Here is an 18,872-nt window from a genome sequence, read left to right as displayed (position 1 = left end):
GTCTATTTATCATGCCAGGAAAATTGACGTTATCGCTGTTGATCCTGCTCACGCTCGGTTACAGCCAGATCGGGGCAGCCACCGTAACCCTCGACGGCCACTCTCTTACCCCGCAGATTGTCGCCAACGTCGCCGATGGCGAAGCAGTGGCAGTGGCTCCGGCAGCAATGGAGCGCGTGACAATGTCACATAAGGTATTAATACAAGCTGCGCAGAACGGGTTGAAAATCTATGGGTTGACGGTCGGCGTAGGCCTGAACAAAGACCGCCCGATGGTCGATGTACACGGCAAGCTAACGCAAGAAGTGGTAGAGGCATCGAAGAAATTTAACGTCGGCCTGTTGCATGCCCACTCTGGCGGCATCGGTAACCCCATGAGCATTCGAGTCGCGCGGGCGACCATGGTAACCCGCCTCAACGCCTTGTTGAGCGGTGGCGGTGGCGTTCAGCCAGCGATTGTCGACGCCTATGTCGCCTTCCTGAATAAAGGTATCACACCGGTCATCCCCGCAGAGGGTTCCGTGGGTGAAGGCGACATTACGGTAATTAGCCACGTCGGACTGGCGATGCTCGGCGAAGGCGACGTCTATTACCAAGGTAAAAAGGTGGCGGCCAAAACGGCATTGCATAGCAGCCAAACGCCGCCCATTGCTCCTTATGCCAAAGACGCGTTATCGATCCTCAGCTCTAATGCTTACTCTGCCGCCAGCGGCGCATTAGCCCTGGATTCATTGTCTCACCTGATACAGGTTAATACCTTGACCTACGCGCTCAGTCTGCAAGCGCTAAATGGCAACGTATCCCCTTTCCTTGCCAATACCCTGGCATTGCGCCCTTATCCCGAAGTGGCAGCCACGGGGAAAAACCTGCGTGAGCTGCTGGCCGGCTCCAGCCTGTGGCAACACGACGACAGCCGCCCCTTGCAAGACCCACTTAGCTTCCGCTCCGGCGTCTATCTTTTAGGAGAACTTCAACGCAGCTATCAGCAAGCTTACGATCAGTTACTGGTGCAGTTGAACAGTTCTGATGACAATCCGGGTGTCGCACTGAACGTGACAGCACCGTCACAGCGACCGCAAGAGGCCGTCGGGTACGTCAGTGAAGGCGACCTGCAGGGTGCCGTGCTCCCCAGCGCCAACTTTGAGCCCCTTCCGTGGGTGTTGGCCTTCGAACAATTGGGGTTAGCCTTGGCGCACAACTCGCTGGCCAGCGCACAACAGGTGGTCAAACTGAACAACCCTGCATTTACTGGCCTGACGCGTTTTCTCGGCACGGATCATACGGTACATGCCTTTGGTGCGATGGAAAAACCGGTCATGATGCTGGCAATGCGCAACAAAGAGCTGGCAATGCCAGTGTCGCTTGATTACTTCCCAGTCGCCGGCGATATCGAAGACATCGCCACCAATGCCCCGTCGGTGGTTGAGCGCGTTCAGCAGCAAGTGGATAACAGTTATCAATTGCTGGGCATTCTGCTGGTTCATGACGCACAGGCCGTGGATTTACGCCAGCAACGCCACAATGGTTTTGTGCTCTCTGCACCTACTGCAGCACTCTACGCTGCTGTACGCAAACAGGTCCCCTTTATCGAGACAGATCGCCCGCTAGCCCCAGATTTTGCAGCCGCCGAGCAAGTATTACGTCAATACGGCAAGTAAGCCAGCAGACCTCCCCCACGCTCAGGGCGCCGGCAACGGCGCGCTGAGCAATCCAGGCAACAACACCGCCACCGCAGCCGCGATGCGATCATCGATTTCACTGCCCGGTGGCAACAGCCCCAGTGCCATTTGGCGCAACGGTTCCGCTATCACCATCGCCAGCAGCAGATCGCTGATCTGGGTGTATTCCAGCTCACGTAGCCAGCCGCGCCGCTGTTGGCGTTGCAGCCAATCAGCCACAATAGCCCGACCGCGTTCAATACCGTTGCGCTGGTAGATGACCAACAGCGCTTCCCGGCCTGGAAACTCGCCTTGTAACAGACGAAACATCCCCAGGGCCTGTGCGCTCAATACCTGCCGTGCTATCGCCCGTAAGCCTTGTTCCAACAACATCGGCAGTTCTGCCACCTGTTGTGGATCTTGTTCGAACACCGGCTGAAAAGCGTCCGGCCAACTTGCTACCGCCTGCATCACCAGTGCCTCTCGGTTTTCAGCAAAGCGGTACAGGGTCTTTTTGGCCATGCCTGCCTGTTTTGCCACCGCGTCCACTGTCGTCGCGGCATAGCCCTGCGTCAGCAGGAGTTGCAGGGTCGCCTCCACCACGGCGGCCCGCAGCTCGCTTTCCGGGACCGCTGGCCTTCCGCGTGAACGCGATTGAGCGTCTGTTTCATTTGCCATGATTAATCCTCTACAGCGTTGACAGAGACAGCATACCGGCATAGTCTTATTTTGGAAACAACATAAGTTTCCAAAATAAAAGGATGACCGTTATGACACATCAATCGCTGGTGCTCCCTTGGGGCGTTAATGATATCAACGCGTTGCTTAAACCGGAACCATTGCGGCTGGAGATGGGGCTGACACGTAGCATGGACGGTTTGTTGACCGTGGCTATTCGTACCGACCTGCACGGCTGCAAAGGCCGTATGCTGGAGTGGTGGTTTACCTTTTTTGAAACCACGCAACACATCCGCTGGTGGCATCCGCATGATCACGTCGAACACCGTGGCTGGGACGCCCACTGGAAAAAAGGGGAAAGCTATGTCGGGGCCAGCATCGACGCGGTGGAGTGGCTAGCGGAAATGCCACCGACACCGGCTCGGCTGAAGTTCCATGCCGCCGAAGACTTCTTTGCTGCACACGCCTTGCAGCAGGCACGCGAAAGCCAGGCGTTATCTGCTGCGATTTGCGCCCGCATCGGTTTCGGCGAACAGGTAGCGTTGGACGATAACGGCGACCCTCTCGACGGAGAAATGCTGCACCTGGTTCGGGACACCCCTTATGGTTGCGTGTTGCGCAGCCGCTTCTTACTGGGGAAATCCTGCACCAACGCACATGACGAATTACCGGATGATGTCGGTTTTAACCTGATGCGCCATTGTTACAATGAATTCAGCTATCTGGCACAATTTCTGCCCTCCTTGTACTACGCTGAAAACGGCCGTGAGGTCGCCCCTTTGCCATGGTGAATCCCGTCTCACACTTCCTGTTTAAAATAATTGATTGTTTTGTCATAAGAATTTAGAACTGAATGACAATAATTCAAAGACACGAGAATGGGGATGGACACACAAACGGCGGTTATCGACGCACGCCAGTCGCGTCAGGCCTTGCTGGCCGGTTCGGTCGGCAACTTTATCGAATGGTATGAATTCGGCGTTTACGGTTTTCTCGCCACCGTGATCGCCGCCAATTTTTTTACCCTCCAGGGTGAAAGTGAAATCACCAGCCTGATCCTCACCTATGCCGCCTTTGCGCTGGCCTTTTTCTGTCGCCCGATCGGCGCCGTGATTTTCGGTCGTATCGGCGACCGCATTGGTCGCCGGCCGACGTTAATTGCGGTATTGCTGCTGATGACGGTAGCCACTGCATTGATTGGCATAATGCCAACTTACGCTTCCATTGGCGTCGCCGCCCCACTGTTGCTGACGTTATTACGTATGTTTCAGGGGCTGTTTGCCGGCGGTGAGTTTGGTGGCGCGGTGTCGCTCATGACCGAGTTTGCGCCAAAGGGTAAACGTGGCCTGTTCGGGGCTTGGCAATCATTGACCGTGGCGTTCGGGCTATTGGCCGGCGCAGGCCTGGTGGCACTGTTAGCCGCATTATTAACGACAGAGCAATTGCATGACTGGGGCTGGCGAATTCCCTTCCTGCTCGCGTTACCCATGGGGGCGGTAGCACTGTGGTTGCGGCTAAAACTGCAAGAAACACCCACCTTTACCCAGGCACAACAGACGCGCCACACAGCCACGCAGGCACCCGCCGTGAAGGTAAGCGGCGTCGTGAAAACCATTGTGATCGGCATTGGCCGCATGATGGGCTGGTCTGCTGCCGGTTACACCTTCCTGGTGGTCATGCCGTCCTACCTGCAAACCTCGCTGCACGCAACCTTTCAACAGGCGCTGGTCGCCACCGTGCTGGCCAACATCGGCTTCGCACTGACTATTCTGCCCGCCGGTATCCTTAGCGATAAACTGGGACGCAAAACGGTCATGCTGACCGCGGTGGTGGCGGTGATCCTGTTTACCTTCCCGCTGTTGCACCTGTTGCAAGATCCGCAGAGCTCGCTGCTGGCCAAGGGTATAGCGGTGATGATCGCCGGTGCTGTCGTCGGCCTGCTCGCCGGACCAGGCCCCGCTATGCTGGCAGAAATGTTCCCAACCCGGGTGCGCTATACCGGCCTGGGGCTGGCCTACTCGCTGTCCAATGCCGTGTTTTCCGGCTCCGCGGGGTTAATCATCACCGGTCTTATTAAACAGACCGGCAACCTCGACATTCCCGCTTACTATGTGGTCGCCACGTCGGTTGTCAGCCTGTTCGCGCTGATGACCCTGCGGCGTGACGACCATCTGCGTTCGCTCAACGAGCGTTAATTCCTTTTGGGCGCTCTGCGCGCCCTATTTTCTCGCTGAGTGATTTCGATCACACCAGTAAAATGTTAACGTTAACTTTTGTGATTAACATCGCAACATCTCATTTTGATGACTTTATTTGGCACAAAGTTAACGTTAACAATAGAGCCAATTTCATCCATCAGGGCATTCCACATGAACCGCGAAACAAAAAAATATTATGCACTTCTCAGCGGCCTGTTGTTTTTCTTCTTCTTTACCTGGTCATCCAGCTTTTCACTGATTTCGATCTGGCTGAACCAGAAAATTGGCCTTAAAGGGACAGAAACCGGCCTCATCTTCTCCGCAATGTCGATCATGGCGCTGTGCGCACAGCCGCTGTACGGTTTTATTCAGGACAAACTCGGGCTGCGTAAACATCTGCTGCTGTTTGTCGGGGTATTGCTGTTACTCACCGGCCCCTTCTTTATCTACGTCTATGCCCCGCTACTGCAAACCAATTTGGTGGCCGGCGCATTGGTCGGCGGCGTATTTGTCAGCCTGGCGTTCAACGCCGGGATTGGCGCATTGGAATCCTATACCGAACGTGTCAGCCGCATCGTCGGTTTCGAATTTGGCCGGGCGCGTATGTGGGGCTCTCTGGGCTGGGCCAGCGCCACCTTCTTTGCCGGTTTTAACTACAATATCAACCCCAACATCAACTTCTGGATCGCCTCGGCCTCGGCGGCAGTGTTTCTGCTGTTACTGTGGCAAGTGCGTGAGCTGAAACCCAATGCCATGGCCGGTCTCGAGTACGGCAAGCCGGAAAACCTGAAACTGCAGGACGCCCTGGCATTGCTGCGCTTACCGGGGTTCTGGGCACTCGTGGTATTCGTACTCGGCACCAGCATCTACGGCGTGTTTGATCAGCAGTTCCCGGTTTATTTCGCCTCGCAGTTCGCAACCCACGAAGAAGGCAACCGTATGTACGGTTTCCTCAACTCACTGCAGGTGTTTCTGGAGGCCGGCGGCATGTTCCTGGCACCGCTGCTGGTTAACCGCATCGGCATCAAACAGAGTCTGTTGCTGGCCAGTAGCGTAATGGCACTGCGCATGTTCGGTTCCGGCATGGCCAGCGGCGCACTGATGATTTCCGCCATGAAGTTACTGCACGCCGTAGAATTGCCGATCCTGCTGGTAGCGATGTTCAAGTACATCACTACGCGCTTCGACAGTCGCCTGTCCTCCACCTTGTATCTGGTCGGATTTCAATTTATCAGCCAGATCGTTGCCGGCATTCTGGCCCCCTTGGCGGGTTACGGTTATGACCGCATCGGTTTTGCTGACACCTATTTGCTGATGGGCTGCGCGGTGGCCGGTACCACACTGATTTCCTGCTTTTTGCTGCGCGGCGAGACCGTGATCAGCACGCATCCATTTCAATCCACGATAAAATCAAGTGAGCCAACCCAATGAAAAATGCCTTAGCTCAAGCCGATCATGCGGTCGAAGCCCTGCGCGCACAACGTCAGGAGCAGTACTACCCACGCTTTCATCTGGCTCCGGCCGCAGGCTGGATCAACGATCCCAATGGCCTGATCTGTATTAACGGTGTCTATCACGTGTTCTATCAACACCACCCGTATGATGAGAACTGGGGACCAATGCACTGGGGCCACGCGACCAGCCAAGATCTCACGCACTGGCAGCACCAACCTGTCGCCCTGGCACCAGGCGATGATGATGACAAAGACGGCTGCTTCTCAGGCTGTGCGGTGGATAATGACGGCATACTGACACTGATCTATACCGGCCACGTCTGGCTGGGCAAAGAAGGCGATGATGATCAGGTACGCGAGGTGCAATGCCTGGCCACCAGCGAAGATGGGATCCATTTCGTTAAACACGGGCCGGTGCTAACGCCGCCAGAGGGTATCCAGCACTTTCGCGATCCAAAAGTCTGGCGCGCCGGCGACCAATGGTGGATGGTAGTCGGTGCCAAGGAGAACGGGTTGGGACAAGCGCGTCTTTACCGTTCGAACGATCTGCACGACTGGCAGTTTGATCGCGTATTGAGCGCTGCACAGACGTTACATCAGAGCTATATGTGGGAGTGTCCCGATTTCTTCCCGTTAGGGGAAAAACAGGTGTTGCTATTCTCCCCACAAGGGTTGGCGGCGCAGGGATACCGCAATCGCAATCGATTCCAGAGCGGCTATTTGCTTGGTCACTGGCAACCCGGCAATGATTTCAACGTTACCCAAGCGTTTTGCGAACTGGACAACGGGCACGACTTCTATGCGCCACAAACCTTTACCACCGCCGATGGCCGACGCATGCTGTTCGCCTGGATGGACATGTGGGAATCCCCGATGCCGAGCAAAGCGCACGGCTGGGCCGGCGCCCTTACCCTGCCCCGTGAGTTGACGCTGGCGGCCGATGGAAACGTACTGATGAACCCGGCACGCGAATTGGCGGCATTGCGTGGGCAGCAACAATCTCTGGCTGCGGTATCGCTGTGCAACCAACGTCAAATGTTAGCGGGAGAAGTGCAGGAATTAGCCCTGACGCTGAATCTGGCTGACAGTAATGCCGAGCGTTACGGTATCGCTATCGGTAAGGCTGCACGGCTGTACGTCGATAATCAGGCGCATCGCCTGGTATTGGAGCGGTTCAGTGAGGATCCCGGTCTATGTGGTTGTCGCAGCGTGCCACTACCGGCGGGGGAAGGGTTATCGTTACAGATCTTTATCGACAGATCATCGTTGGAGGTCTTCGTCAATCAGGGCGTTGCCTGTCTAACCAGCCGTATCTACCCGGCCGACGGTCATCAAGGCGTTAGCCTGTTTGCCGAAAGTGGACAGGCGCAGTTTGCTGCATTACAGGCCTGGGAATTGGACAGCATCTGGGAATAAACGCCTGTTTGGTGTGAGGGGCACAGTTTACATGCTGCGCCCCATTGCATCTGCAAGGGATAAATCGGGTCGAACATGTTCGGGCCGGTTCCCAGCCATTGATTACCAGCACGCGTTTATTGGGCCCTGATGGATTAAAGTGATTCGCGCAGCAACAGTGGGCAAGCGACTTTCCGCGTATCCTGGTGATCGAGCTGATTGATCAGATGCAGCGCCGCCTGACGGCCCAGTTCGTAATGTGGCAACTGTACCGTCGTCAGCGGTGGCAGGAACAGTTGACCAATCCCCACCATGTTGTCATAGCCCAAAACGCCTACCTGCTGAGGTATTTTCCAGCCCTGCGCCAAGAGCACCTGATACACCATAAATGCTACCCGATCGTTCCCGCACACCACCACATCACAGTCGCGCTGCCCGGGTGAAAAGTGCCTTTCCAGCAGTTCTACGCTGTCGCGGTAATGCTCGTCGCCATCCGTCAAATCGAGATGATACTGACGCAACTGGCTCACATCCCCCCCCGCGTCACACCAGGCACGCTCCAGGCCGCGGCGACGCAGGCCCGCTGCCACGGTGGTTTCAGGTAAGTGAATACACAAGGGGGCACGATAGCCTTTGGCGATCAGCGTACACATTGCGTCGTACTGGCCTTGTTCATCATCAGGAATGTAACTGGCGACCCGATGTTCCGGACTGACGCAATTCGCCAGCACCAGTTTTTTATCCAGCAGCTTGGCCGGGAGGGTCACCTGGCGCAGCCCCATGGTGGTGAAGATCACCCCATCCGGTCTATGTGCCAATAGCAGGTCAATGGTGTGCTCAGCGTTGTCGTCGGCGAACAGGTTAACGACAAAGCTGTTCCAACCGTGCTCGCGCGCCGTTTTTTCAATCGACAGGATCATTTCCACAGAAAACGGTGTGGTTGCAGTATCCAGCGCCAAAACGCCAAGCGTTTGCACCCGGCTGCTGTCGCCGCGAATGCGCCGTGCCGCGAGATCGGGCACATAGTCGAGTTGGTCAATCGCCAATTTGACGCGTTGGTAGGTTTCCGGCCGCAGCTTATCGGGCTCGTTGATGGCACGGGATACCGTCATTAACGATACCCCGGCAAGTTTTGCAACGTCTTTCAGCGAGGCCATGCACCCTTCTCTGTGTGGGATAGAAAACCAAATAATCCCATAGCTTAGCGCTGGACTCTAGCCCGGTCTAGCAGGGCATGATATCGGCCCACAGAATGACGCTGTCTTCCGCCAGCGACGACAAGGTGCCGTGGTGTTCATCCGCCGCCCACCACACGCCTTGACGCGCAGCCAGCATGACGCCATCGGCCAGCGACCAACGGCCCTGCAGCACGTACAACACACCGGCATGATGGCGGGGTAACACCGTCGCCGCAGTTACACGCTGCACGTTAGCTGCCCAGCGGCCGCGTCGGGTCATGATATTGAAGTCTTGGCTGCTACCGCCGAGCAATGTCGCATTCAGTGCCACATCACCGGAAAAGGCGAACGGCTCACCAACCTGCGAAAGGTGATGATCAATCTGCCCGTCGCTCAGCAAATGCACACCATCGCCTTCCAACAACGTGATCGACCGATCGATACCGGTGAAAGCTGAGAAAGGGCCGTCCTGCGCGATAGTGGCAATACTGGCGCGCCAATCAAAATCCTGACTGCCAGCGGGCCAACAGGCAATCTCGCGGGTTTCTCCCCCACCATTGCGCCACGGCGTTACCGGCAGAGAGGCAAAATCAAAACGCGTCGGGCCCATTATGCCTCCTGCTGGAACGTTTTCAGCACCTGCAGAAACTCTGTGCTGCTCTGCTGTTGCAGGGCATGACGCCCCTGTTCAATCACCTGCCGACCACCGACAAACACGTCGCGAATTTGCTCTTTGCCGCCGGCGAACAGCCAGCGATTCAGAATGGCGGCGTCAGGTGCAGCAGCCAGATAAGGGTCATCACCGTCCAGAACCAGCCAATCGGCACGGTAACCACTTTGTAAACGCCCAATAGGCGCGCCACAAGCCTGCGCCCCCCCCTGCAAGGCCTGCGGGTACAGAACATCGGCCACTGCCGGTTGCTCTGGCGTAGTCAACCGGTTACGACGCTGATCGCGCAACCGCTGGCCGTATTCGAACCAGCGCAGTTCCTCAACCACATTGAGCGAGACATGACTGTCGGAGCCGATGCCCCAACGCCCCTGATGCTGCAGGTAGGCGTCGCCGGGGAAAATACCGTCGCCCAGATTCGCTTCCGTGGTCAGGCACAGGCCCGCTACCGCTTTGCTGCGCGCCAACTGCTCCAGCTCGTCACGGTCGAGATGCGTTGCGTGCACCAGACACCAGCGGCTATCGACCGGCAAGTGATCATACAACCAAGCTACCGGACGGCGGCCACTCCAGGCCAGACAGTCATTGACCTCTTTTTGCTGTTCTGCAATATGAATATGCACCGGCAAGGTGCTGTCTGATGCGGCAAGGATCTGCTGCATCTGGCTCAGTTCTACCGCTCGCAGCGAGTGGAAGCACAGTCCCTGATTTTGCAAAGGTTGATCCGCCAACTGACGGGCAATCACCTGCTGCTGCTCCAGATAGCTTTCCGCATTCTGAATAAAACGCTTTTGCCCTGGTTGCGCGGGCTGACCGCCAAACCCCGCATAGCTGTACAACACCGGCAAAAGTGTCATACCAATCCCCGCCTGTGCTGCCGCCTGGCTGAGACGCCCCGTCATTTCACCGCGATCGGCGTAAGGGTTGCCGTCCGCGCCGTGATGCAGATAGTGGAACTCCGCAACCTGGGTATATCCCCCTTTCAGCATTTCGATATACAGTTGACGGGCGATCACTTCCACCTGTTCCGGCGTCAAGCGCTGCACCAGGCGGTACATCAGGTCACGCCAGGTCCAGAAGCTGTCTTGTGGGTTACCCGCTATTTCTGCCAGCCCGGCCATCGCACGCTGAAAAGCATGGGAATGAAGATTCGGCATGCCCGGTACCACGTCGCCGTGCAATCGGGTGCAGCCTTGAGGATCTGAATCGGCAGTCACCTGAGTCAGGTAACCTAGCGCATCAACATCCAGGCGGACGTTATGCGCCCACCCTTCGGGGAGCAGAGAGCGTGAGGCAAAATAAGCTGGCATGGCAGTCTTCCACTGTTAGTGTAACGGCTGATAACGCGCGATAATCGCGCATCCGAAAATGCAGGGCCAACGTGTTGCTGTGGCGAACCGGCCCTTAGTTGTATATACATATACATACGCCGACATCAACAGTAAACTGGTGTTATTATTTTTTTATTTGACGAGGTTAACGTCGTGGTTGATCAACAGACCCTGTTACAACTGGCTGCTGCAATGAGCGATACCCCCGCCCCAATTTATCAACGGGTCAAGCAGGCAATCGTAAACCAGATCCGCGCAGGTCATTGGCTACCGCACCAACGCGTTCCTTCTGAAAGCGAGCTGGTCGCCGAGCTTGGCGTCAGCCGTATGACCATCAACCGCGCACTGCGTGAGCTGACGACTGAAGGCTTCCTCATCCGCATGCAGGGTGTTGGCACCTTTGTCGCCGAAGCCAAGGCACACACCGCCCTGCTGGAAGTGCATAACATTGCCGACGAAATTGCCGCACGTGGGCATCGGCACAGCAGCAAAATTCTGCAGCTCAAAGCACGCCCTGCCAGCGAAGAAGAGGCGGTCGCGTTGGGTATCCAGCCCGGCCAACAGCTTTTCTATTCACAAATCGTGCATTACGAAAACGACATTCCCGTTCAGGTAGAGGACCGCTGCGTGAACCCCCTGATCGCACCTGATTACATGAAGCAGGATTTCGATCGCGTCACGCCCTATATCTACCTGACACAGGCCGCACCGCTGACCGCCGGCGAGCATATCGTGGAAGCGGTGGTGCCAACCTCCCGTGAGCGTGAATTGCTGCAATTGGAGGACCATGAACCCGGACTGCTGATCCACCGCCGCACCTGGTCGGGTAAAACCGTGGTGACCTCAGCGCGCCTGCTGTATCCGGGCAGCCGCTATCAACTGTTCGGCCGTTTCACCACTGACGTGTAATTCCCTGCGGGTGCTGCTTTTGCACCCGCCCTTCCACAACGATCACATCCCGATAACAAATTTTTAGCCTGCCTCTTGTGACAATCCGATGAATGCGCTAGGTTGTTTTTAATTGTATATACAACCATGTGGGAGCCAAGGCTCCAGCGGAGAAAAGCAATGACCACTGAGATTCACTGCGACAGCCTGTGGCACGGAGCCGATATCGTCACCATGCGCGACGGCAAATACCACACGCTCAGCAACGGCGCGATTGCCGTGCGTGATGGAAAAATTGTCTGGCTGGGTGAACATGCGGCAATGCCGGCTGCGCTAATCGCGGATGAAACGGTGAAATTCGACGGCGGCATCATTACCCCAGGCTTTGTTGACTGCCATACGCATCTGGTGTTCGGTGGCAATCGCAGCGGTGAGTTCGAACAGCGTCTGAACGGTGTAAGCTATGCCGACATTGCCGCCCAAGGCGGCGGTATCATTTCCACGGTCAAAGCCACTCGCGACGCCGATGAAGAGCGGTTGTTTGAACAGGCGCTGTTTCGTCTGCGCCCGTTGCTGGCGGAAGGTGTAACCTGCGTGGAGATCAAATCCGGCTACGGTCTGACACCAGAAAGCGAACTAAAAATGTTGCGTGTCGCACGCAGACTGGACGAACACGTGCCGGTAGAGGTGAAAACCACCTGCCTGGCAGCGCACGCCCTGCCGCCGGAATACGCCAACCGCGCCGACGACTATATCGATCTGGTATGCAACACCATCATTCCTCAAGCGGCTGCCGCCGGGCTTGCCGACGCGGTCGACGCCTTCTGCGAGCACCTGGCATTCTCTCCCGCGCAGGTGGCAAAAGTGTTCGCCGCCGCTGAAGCGGCGGGTTTGCCCGTGAAACTGCACGCCGAACAACTTTCTGCACTGGGCGGCAGCACATTGGCAGCGCAGCACCATGCCCTATCCGCCGATCACCTGGAATACGCCACCGAACAAGATGCCCGCGCCATGGGCGACGCCGGTACCGTAGCGGTACTGCTGCCAGGGGCGTACTACCTGTTACGTGAAACCCAATGTCCACCGGTTGACCTGTTCCGCAAACACGGTGTGGCAATGGCCATTGCCAGTGACGCCAATCCAGGCACCTCACCGGCCCTGTCATTGCGTTTGATGATCAATATGGCCTGCACCCTGTTCCGTCTGACACCGGAAGAAGCCCTTGCCGGTGTCACGACTCACGCGGCTAAAGCGCTGGGCCTTCAAGCCAGCCATGGCACGCTGGAAACGGGCAAAGTGGCAGATTTTGTACACTGGCCGCTGTCGCGACCGGCTGAACTGGCTTACTGGTTGGGCGGACAACTGCCCTGTACGGTGATTTTCCGAGGAGAAGTACGTCAATGACTATTCGCGATCCGTTTGATTTCCATGCCGGCAGCCTGCCGTTGCTGATCAGCATTCCCCATGCCGGTACTCGACTCACGCCGGCGGTCGAAGCCGGTTTGACCGACGACGCGCGACCGCTACCCGACACCGACTGGCATATCCCGCAGTTGTACGATTTTGCCCGTGCGATGGGTGCCAGCATGTTGGTCGGTAATTATTCGCGCTTTGTCATCGACTTGAACCGCCCCGCGGACGATAAGCCGCTGTATACTACCGCGACGACCGGTCTGTATCCTGACGTGCTGTTTGACGGACGTCCGAGCTTTTTGCCGGGCAAGGCACCCTCTGATGAGGAGCGTTCCCGTTATCTGCAAGACATCTGGCAACCCTATCACCAGCAATTGCAGGATGAACTGGCACGGTTAAAGGCAAAACACGGTTACGCATTGCTCTTCGATGCGCATTCTATTGCCTCAGTGATCCCACGGTTGTTCGACGGTAAGCTGCCGGACCTCAATTTGGGCACCAACAGCGGTGAAAGCTGCGCCCCGGCGCTGAGCGATCGTCTGGTCGCCTGTTGTGAACAGCAGCAACAGTTCACGCACGTGCTTAACGGCCGTTTCAAAGGTGGTTACATCACTCGCGCTTACGGCCAGCCGCAAGAACAGCTGCATGCCATTCAGCTTGAGCTGGCGCAGGTGAACTACATGTCAGAACAGTATCCCTTTGCTTTTGATCCGCAGCGTGCAGCGTCCTTGCAACGCCTGCTCAAACAAATGATCGACAGTCTGCTTTCCTGGGGCGGGTTGCCACGCTAAGTCTTCTCTACCTGTTGCGAGGCACGGCGCCGGCCTCGCATATCCCTGCGCTTGACGTCTTGCCTTGTGGCACACATTTTGCCTCCTTCCCTTCTGCCGTTTCGATTTGCGTACTGCATCTCAGTTTTGACTGAAAATTACCGTATCTGGTCGGAACAGCGCACAAAACAGCGGCCCGCAGATTGCGTGGTACGCGACAATCTGGCGAAAAGCCCATCGAGGCACAAATTGATAATCTATTCTGGAGGCTAGATATGTCTGAAATCCCGCTAAACTGGCGCGCCGCACAGGCGGTTGCCAACCGGCTGTTGGCTGATTGGCAGCCCGATGGCCAACCCGGTGGAGCGATTACCCTGTTCGACGCGATGCAGATCCAAGCGACCACCAGCGCAGGCCTTGCCGATCTGGCGCAAAATACCCCGTTTACCGCCGACACCGTAGTCCGTTATGCCTCTGTCACCAAACATATTTTCGCCGCGCTGGCACTAAATGCCACGGACAACGCCATCAGCCTCAGTGACCGGCTTGGCAACTTGCTGCCTGAGCTGCAATCTCCGTTGGCAGACGTCACCGTCGGCCAAGCGCTCGACATGACCAGCGGGCTCCCCGACGTGCGCGAAACCCTGGGGTTGTTGGGCATCTCGGTGCACACTCGCAGCGAGGCACAGCCGGTGATGCAGTTCCTGCAAGGGCTGAGTGGGTTGAACTACCCCGCGGGAAGCGAAATCACCTACACCAATACCGGTTACCGGCTGGTCGAAGCCGCACTCCAAGCCAGGGGCTATGATTTTGACCAACTGGTGCAGCAGCACATCGCCCAGCCGTTGCAGGTGCAGCTACGGGCGCCCGAAAGCTGGTTTGACGTTGTCCCCGGTCTAGCCCCCGGTTACTGGCGTTCAGCACTGGGTTGGCAACTCGCCACTGCGGGTCTGCATCTTTCCGCATCCGGTAGCCTGACGGGCAGCGCCAATGCCCTCACCCGCTGGTTACAAACGCTGCTCGCCGATCGCGATCCCGGCCGTGGCGTACTGGCACAACTCAGTGCGCCGCGTCATCTCAACCAGGGCCAACTCAGCCGTTATGGTCTGGGGCTGGCACAAACTCCGCTCGGCCAACATCAACTGCTGGGGCACGGCGGTTCACATGCCGGCTACAAAACCTATTTCTTGTTGGCACCTGACCGTCAAGCTGGCGTCGTACTGGTCGCCAACCGCGAGGACTGTGACAGTTTTGCTATGGCACTGCAGGTCATGGCCGCTTTGCTTGGCGAAGCGCTCCCGCAACGCAGCACGGCGATTCCTGACGGTATTTATGCCACGGTGGCCGAACCCTACTGGCTGGAGGTGAAAAACGGCAACGTCGCCTATCTGGGTAGCGATGAACCCCTGTATCAAGCTGATGATGGTTACGCCGTGTCGCTTTCCGCTCATATGCCGATACGGCTCAAATGGACGGGGGAAGCCGTTGAAGGGGAAGTGGGCCATGTGACGCGCAGTTTTCTGCCAGTGACACCCAACCGCGACTGCCTGAAACACGTTCAGGGGTTGTGGTATCACCCGCAGTACCGAACAGCTTTCGAAATTTGCGGCGATCAAGTGCATATTGGGGTTGGCCCTGCGGCACAGACCGGGACAATCAGTTCGCTCGGCCAGGGCCGCATGCTGGTTGAAAGCAACGACGGCCCGTGGTTAAAACGCTTTTGCCTGTACTTCCGTGGTTACAGCGTGGATTTGATTGCTAATCGCAGCCGCGTGCTGACCTTTCAGCGCAGCGGCGTGGGTTGCGATTAATCGCGCTGTCACCCCGCCTTGCTTACCCTGACGGCCAGCAAGGCGGTAAATAAGCGCTGTTTGTCAGCCTCGCTCAGGTTGGCCTGATCAATCGCGTGAATAAAGGCACTGCGACTGGCCTGCGTCAACGAACCGCTTTTCACCTCCGTCGCCAACTGCTGTAAAATACGGCTACTGAGTTCAGCAATCTGCGGCCGTACGCTCTCGAGCGGGCGCGGCTGCCACTCACTTTCCGGCTGCGCCAGCCAGCCTGCGCGATAACGGTATTGGATTGCCTTGGCCGCGTCCATTTGTGCCTTGATAAAGGGCCTGACAGAAAGCGGATCCAATCCTAAACGCCCCGCTTCTGCCTCCGCACTTGCCAATACGTTGGCCTCTTGCGCCAAATCCTCAATTGGCAGATTGCGTAGTGCCTTATAACCCGCAACATCTTTCATGTAAGACAACCGCTGGTTTACCAGCTCACCGAGTGCCATGTTGCTTTCAGCCAACGAGGAAAAACTGACCAGACAACAGGCAATCAATAACATCCTGAACATGACCATGTCCTTATTTATTTGCCTAAAAACAATAAGGATAAGAGTTCACCACGAACCTTGGGTTCAGGCAAATAAAAAGCCCCGCCGAAGCGAGGCTCTACGCAGCAAAATCCCGCGTTAATTAAACACGCCATTGATCACTGATGCTACCAATGCGGTGCTCAGCGCGACCAAGACCAGGTCGTCACCGGCAATACGCCATTCATAGCCTGGATAATAAGGCAAATCATGGCGCATCGATGAGGGCACCATTTTCTTGGCGATGCCAGGGGGTAACGGCTTGCCACGCGCCAAATTTTTGGCAATACCCGGCGGTAAAGAACGGTACCCGGTCAGCCCATAGTTCACTGCCAGAGAGCGTGCACGCTCACGAGAAATACTGACTGAAACCATGCCTTGGTCGCTATCGTTTCCTTTGGCCTTATTACCGTGGTTACCGTTATTGCCATGATTACCGTTGTTGCCATGATTACCGTTGTTGCCATGGCCGTCCCCCCCTTTATCAGCCAATGCCGGTGCAGATGACAGGCCCAACGACGCGATCAGCGCCAGCACGGTGAGGGTAATATGAGGTGTACGCATGGGTGTCACTTCCTGCATGGGTTATTGCCTCCAATATTGGCGCAACTGTCCACATAAAGCATGCGGAAAACTCTGAGATATTTATCCCCTGGAATGAGGACGCACCCTTCAGATGAAAATACGGTCCCCCACTGCAAAATAACTCGATAAAACCGAATGATTTGACTGAGATTTTTCTTGCAGAGAAATAAGCCTTGTCGTAGTTTGTGAGGGTCACAAAAAAGAGTGAATCTGCTCTTTTTCGTCGCACCTCAAATTATTTTTCATCACCCAAAGTGATAATTCGGAATACTTCCCGCCACTCCGTGCGGGATTCTTTTTGCTATAAAACTGACATCAAATGCACCACACCAGTGCTTTTTGTTGAGATTTAGTTGCCAATACTTTAAATTCGGCGTCTGAGAAACCTTAACCTCCCGCAATGGCCAGGTGGCAACTGACGGGCGTTCAGGAGCAAAAGACATGCAAATGACCCTCATGGAATACATCACACAGCACTTTAATGGCGATCTTCACCGCTACGCGCAATCTGAAGGCGTGAGCCGTGAACAAATCATCAACTGGATCAATAATGAATGCCATGTAATCAAAGGACGATTATTTATGCCGGTAAGACATTTGCCGGGTGAACCTGCGCAGTGATGACAAAAAAAACCCCGCCAAAGCGGGGTTTTCTGTTTCTGACACCACGGAAAATCAGAAGTTATAACCGGCTACCAGGTAGTAACCCCAACCGGTGGATTTAATTGGGCCCTGCGGAGTGCCGATATCAGCCCCATCCTGCCACTGGCCACCGTTATGGAAATAACGGGCAACAAACGAGTAGTGCCAGTGATCGTAATTCAACGCCAAGATATGGCTGGAAGCAATTGAGTTACTGGTACGCACTTGCTTGCCGGTACCGTCGGTCCAATTGCTGTCTTTGCCCAGATCGGAACCAAAGTCAAAGTTGGTAAAGCCGATGTAGCTCAGATTGCCACCCCACAGTTGGGTCAACGGCACAAAGTATTTCACTTTGAAGCGGTAACCATCCCAGCTGTTTTCGTTGGCAGCCTGGTAGTTTTCCCACTGGTATTTTGCATAGATGTTCATCGACAGGCTCATCGGCAGACCGGTGTCGATGTCGGTACCCAGACCCATGTACCAGGTATTCTGGCGACCATCGGCATTGTGGCCCAGGTCATAGATGTAGTTGTTAGCAAAGTACCATTCTTTGAACGGGCCGAAGCTCAGATCGGTACCGGTCAGTTTGTCGATGGAGAAGCGCGGTTCAATCTCCATAAACATCGGTGAACCTTTGTCCCAGATGCCACGATCCGGCGTGTTACCAACGCCGAAGAACTTAGGTACGTCAACGTAGCCATAGAAGTCGAACCAATCTTTTTTAGCGAAGGCTTCATACTCCAGGTAGACGTCGTTGTTCAACTGAGGTCCGAAACGGGTATGGTAGCTGCCTACCACGTTAACGCTCTGGTGCCACCAATCTGAAACGTATTGGCTGTCTTTGCTATCAGCCATTGAAGATGCACTGTAAGACGCTGCGAGCAGTACACCTGCTGCGAGAGCTATTTTTTTCATTTTATTACCACATGCTTAAAGGGCCATTTCCTGCCCGTTAGAAAAGATGACAATGAGTCTGACGACACCTGGCGTTGCCTCCGCTTACAAACTCTCGGGCGACGCGCGCATTATAGAAATCACTGGGTGTAAGAATCTGTGATCCAGTTATGCATTTTGCGAATAGGTAATCGATTGCGTTCACATTTGTCAAATTATGTTTCATGAAAATTCACGATCGCTGTGATTTTTGTCATGCCCGGTAAATTTTTAAGCAGTTTTTGTGCCAATTATGTTCAACACAAAAACGTAACCAGGTCTGTCGCAAAAATGAAAATGCCAGCGCTTTTAACGCTGGCATTTTGAGGAAATCTACGGTGATAAACGGGGAATAGCCCCCCGCTGGTCAAACTTCAGTTAACGGCGGGCAGAGCTTTCGCGATATTCTCTTGACGGAAAACCACCTCCTGCCCAGGTGCGATCTCCCACTCTTTGGGTGGAATATCCACTTTGGGTGCGGCAGCGATCACCGACCCCACAATCAACTTGCCTTCGCGACGCAAAATACTGACATCCAGTTGGTATTCGTGGCGCAAATTAGCCGTGGTCAGTCGCACGGTATCACCGCGCATATAGCTTTCATCATCAATAACTGGCTGCTGAATGAATTGGATATCGTCTCTCATTTTCATGTTCCTTCATGCAGAATCGCTAGTTAGATTCTAGTCCAACATCGGACAATCGGTTGAT

General features: G+C 55.5%; 18 protein-coding genes. 10 read left to right on the top strand and 8 right to left on the bottom strand.

What is annotated here, in order from left to right; all coding sequences use genetic code 11:
- Window positions 1–11 precede the first annotated feature (11 nt).
- Window positions 12–1,658, top strand: coding sequence for an aromatic amino acid lyase (locus JOE25_RS04840; protein ID WP_209632959.1), 1,647 nt, complete (start codon window positions 12–14; stop codon window positions 1,656–1,658).
- A 21-nt stretch (window positions 1,659–1,679) separates the two neighbouring features.
- On the opposite strand, the gene JOE25_RS04835 is transcribed toward JOE25_RS04840, so the two are convergent.
- Window positions 1,680–2,336: a TetR/AcrR family transcriptional regulator gene (locus JOE25_RS04835; RefSeq protein ID WP_209632958.1), complete on the bottom strand. Its 657-nt coding sequence runs from the start codon at window positions 2,334–2,336 to the stop codon at window positions 1,680–1,682.
- A 92-nt stretch (window positions 2,337–2,428) separates the two neighbouring features.
- Between JOE25_RS04835 and JOE25_RS04830 the strand changes: the two genes are divergently transcribed.
- The 4 genes from JOE25_RS04830 to JOE25_RS04815 all read left to right on the top strand — a co-directional run bounded on the left by JOE25_RS04830 (window position 2,429) and on the right by JOE25_RS04815 (window position 7,404).
- Window positions 2,429–3,127, top strand: a complete 699-nt coding sequence (locus tag JOE25_RS04830; protein WP_209632957.1) for a hydrolase — start codon at window positions 2,429–2,431, stop codon at window positions 3,125–3,127.
- 93 nt (window positions 3,128–3,220) lie between these two features.
- Window positions 3,221–4,531, top strand: a complete 1,311-nt coding sequence (locus JOE25_RS04825) for an MFS transporter (protein ID WP_209632956.1) — start codon at window positions 3,221–3,223, stop codon at window positions 4,529–4,531.
- 174 nt (window positions 4,532–4,705) lie between these two features.
- Window positions 4,706–5,965, top strand: a complete 1,260-nt coding sequence (locus JOE25_RS04820) for an MFS transporter (protein WP_209632955.1) — start codon at window positions 4,706–4,708, stop codon at window positions 5,963–5,965.
- A complete protein-coding gene (locus JOE25_RS04815; RefSeq protein WP_209632954.1) occupies window positions 5,962–7,404 on the top strand; it encodes a glycoside hydrolase family 32 protein in 1,443 nt (480 codons plus the stop codon). Before JOE25_RS04820 ends, JOE25_RS04815 begins: the two co-directional genes overlap by 4 nt.
- Before the next feature lie 134 nt (window positions 7,405–7,538).
- Here the strand turns inward: JOE25_RS04815 and JOE25_RS04810 are convergent, their stop codons facing one another.
- From JOE25_RS04810 to JOE25_RS04800, 3 genes are all read right to left on the bottom strand, one after another.
- The gene (locus tag JOE25_RS04810) at window positions 7,539–8,540 is read right to left on the bottom strand and encodes a LacI family DNA-binding transcriptional regulator (protein ID WP_209632953.1); all 1,002 of its coding nucleotides are present in this window, start codon (window positions 8,538–8,540) and stop codon (window positions 7,539–7,541) included.
- 67 nt (window positions 8,541–8,607) lie between these two features.
- Window positions 8,608–9,171 carry a HutD family protein gene (locus JOE25_RS04805; protein ID WP_209632952.1) on the bottom strand — a complete coding sequence of 188 codons (564 nt, stop codon included), beginning with the start codon at window positions 9,169–9,171 and terminating at the stop codon, window positions 8,608–8,610.
- Window positions 9,171–10,541: a formimidoylglutamate deiminase gene (locus tag JOE25_RS04800; protein WP_209632951.1), complete on the bottom strand. Its 1,371-nt coding sequence runs from the start codon at window positions 10,539–10,541 to the stop codon at window positions 9,171–9,173. The genes JOE25_RS04805 and JOE25_RS04800 overlap by 1 nt, the downstream gene beginning before the upstream one ends.
- A 174-nt stretch (window positions 10,542–10,715) precedes the next feature.
- Here JOE25_RS04800 and hutC point away from each other — a divergent pair, with 174 nt between their 5' ends.
- The 4 genes from hutC (at window position 10,716) to JOE25_RS04780 (ending at window position 15,444) form a co-directional block, all read left to right on the top strand.
- Window positions 10,716–11,471: a histidine utilization repressor gene (gene hutC, locus JOE25_RS04795; protein ID WP_209632950.1), complete on the top strand. Its 756-nt coding sequence runs from the start codon at window positions 10,716–10,718 to the stop codon at window positions 11,469–11,471.
- Between the two features lie 159 nt (window positions 11,472–11,630).
- A complete protein-coding gene (gene hutI, locus JOE25_RS04790) occupies window positions 11,631–12,854 on the top strand; it encodes an imidazolonepropionase (protein WP_209632949.1) in 1,224 nt (407 codons plus the stop codon).
- A complete protein-coding gene (gene hutG, locus JOE25_RS04785; protein ID WP_209632948.1) occupies window positions 12,851–13,654 on the top strand; it encodes an N-formylglutamate deformylase in 804 nt (267 codons plus the stop codon). The genes hutI and hutG overlap by 4 nt, the downstream gene beginning before the upstream one ends.
- A 254-nt stretch (window positions 13,655–13,908) precedes the next feature.
- A complete protein-coding gene (locus tag JOE25_RS04780) occupies window positions 13,909–15,444 on the top strand; it encodes a serine hydrolase domain-containing protein (RefSeq protein ID WP_209632947.1) in 1,536 nt (511 codons plus the stop codon).
- An 8-nt stretch (window positions 15,445–15,452) separates the two neighbouring features.
- On the opposite strand, the gene JOE25_RS04775 is transcribed toward JOE25_RS04780, so the two are convergent.
- Together JOE25_RS04775 and JOE25_RS04770 are read right to left on the bottom strand one after the other, a co-directional pair.
- On the bottom strand, window positions 15,453–15,983 hold the full coding sequence (locus tag JOE25_RS04775; RefSeq protein ID WP_209632946.1) for a chorismate mutase: 531 nt from the start codon (window positions 15,981–15,983) through the stop codon (window positions 15,453–15,455).
- A gap of 117 nt (window positions 15,984–16,100) precedes the next feature.
- A complete protein-coding gene (locus JOE25_RS04770) occupies window positions 16,101–16,565 on the bottom strand; it encodes an anti-virulence regulator CigR family protein (protein ID WP_209632945.1) in 465 nt (154 codons plus the stop codon).
- Between the two features lie 462 nt (window positions 16,566–17,027).
- Here JOE25_RS04770 and JOE25_RS04765 point away from each other — a divergent pair, with 462 nt between their 5' ends.
- Window positions 17,028–17,207 (top strand): hypothetical protein, encoded by a 180-nt coding sequence (locus JOE25_RS04765; protein ID WP_209632944.1) that lies wholly within the window; start codon window positions 17,028–17,030, stop codon window positions 17,205–17,207.
- Between the two features lie 54 nt (window positions 17,208–17,261).
- Here JOE25_RS04765 and JOE25_RS04760 read toward each other — a convergent pair whose 3' ends face one another.
- Together JOE25_RS04760 and JOE25_RS04755 are read right to left on the bottom strand one after the other, a co-directional pair.
- Entirely contained in the window at window positions 17,262–18,143 is an 882-nt protein-coding gene (locus JOE25_RS04760; protein WP_209632943.1) for a nucleoside-specific channel-forming protein Tsx, read from the bottom strand.
- A 392-nt stretch (window positions 18,144–18,535) separates the two neighbouring features.
- Window positions 18,536–18,808 carry a hypothetical protein gene (locus JOE25_RS04755; protein WP_209632942.1) on the bottom strand — a complete coding sequence of 91 codons (273 nt, stop codon included), beginning with the start codon at window positions 18,806–18,808 and terminating at the stop codon, window positions 18,536–18,538.
- Between the last annotated feature and the right edge of the window lie 64 nt (window positions 18,809–18,872).

This window comes from Serratia sp. PL17 (genome assembly GCF_017832355.1).
Classification (GTDB): Bacteria; Pseudomonadota; Gammaproteobacteria; order Enterobacterales; family Enterobacteriaceae; genus Serratia.
Note: the sequence above shows the minus strand (reverse complement) of the source record. Positions and strands in the feature narration are given on the sequence as shown.

Bases quoted from the DNA above. Each gene is read 5' to 3' on its own strand.
- JOE25_RS04840 (WP_209632959.1), top strand. From the start codon at position 12: ATGCCAGGAAAATTGACGTTATCGCTGTTGATCCTGCTCACGCTCGGT.
- JOE25_RS04835 (WP_209632958.1), bottom strand. From the start codon at position 2,336: ATGGCAAATGAAACAGACGCTCAATCGCGTTCACGCGGAAGGCCAGCG.
- JOE25_RS04830 (WP_209632957.1), top strand. From the start codon at position 2,429: ATGACACATCAATCGCTGGTGCTCCCTTGGGGCGTTAATGATATCAAC.
- JOE25_RS04825 (WP_209632956.1), top strand. From the start codon at position 3,221: ATGGACACACAAACGGCGGTTATCGACGCACGCCAGTCGCGTCAGGCC.
- JOE25_RS04820 (WP_209632955.1), top strand. From the start codon at position 4,706: ATGAACCGCGAAACAAAAAAATATTATGCACTTCTCAGCGGCCTGTTG.
- JOE25_RS04815 (WP_209632954.1), top strand. From the start codon at position 5,962: ATGAAAAATGCCTTAGCTCAAGCCGATCATGCGGTCGAAGCCCTGCGC.
- JOE25_RS04810 (WP_209632953.1), bottom strand. From the start codon at position 8,540: ATGGCCTCGCTGAAAGACGTTGCAAAACTTGCCGGGGTATCGTTAATG.
- JOE25_RS04805 (WP_209632952.1), bottom strand. From the start codon at position 9,171: ATGGGCCCGACGCGTTTTGATTTTGCCTCTCTGCCGGTAACGCCGTGG.
- JOE25_RS04800 (WP_209632951.1), bottom strand. From the start codon at position 10,541: ATGCCAGCTTATTTTGCCTCACGCTCTCTGCTCCCCGAAGGGTGGGCG.
- hutI (WP_209632949.1), top strand. From the start codon at position 11,631: ATGACCACTGAGATTCACTGCGACAGCCTGTGGCACGGAGCCGATATC.
- hutG (WP_209632948.1), top strand. From the start codon at position 12,851: ATGACTATTCGCGATCCGTTTGATTTCCATGCCGGCAGCCTGCCGTTG.
- JOE25_RS04780 (WP_209632947.1), top strand. From the start codon at position 13,909: ATGTCTGAAATCCCGCTAAACTGGCGCGCCGCACAGGCGGTTGCCAAC.
- JOE25_RS04775 (WP_209632946.1), bottom strand. From the start codon at position 15,983: ATGTTCAGGATGTTATTGATTGCCTGTTGTCTGGTCAGTTTTTCCTCG.
- JOE25_RS04770 (WP_209632945.1), bottom strand. From the start codon at position 16,565: ATGCGTACACCTCATATTACCCTCACCGTGCTGGCGCTGATCGCGTCG.
- JOE25_RS04765 (WP_209632944.1), top strand. From the start codon at position 17,028: ATGCAAATGACCCTCATGGAATACATCACACAGCACTTTAATGGCGAT.
- JOE25_RS04760 (WP_209632943.1), bottom strand. From the start codon at position 18,143: ATGAAAAAAATAGCTCTCGCAGCAGGTGTACTGCTCGCAGCGTCTTAC.
- JOE25_RS04755 (WP_209632942.1), bottom strand. From the start codon at position 18,808: ATGAGAGACGATATCCAATTCATTCAGCAGCCAGTTATTGATGATGAA.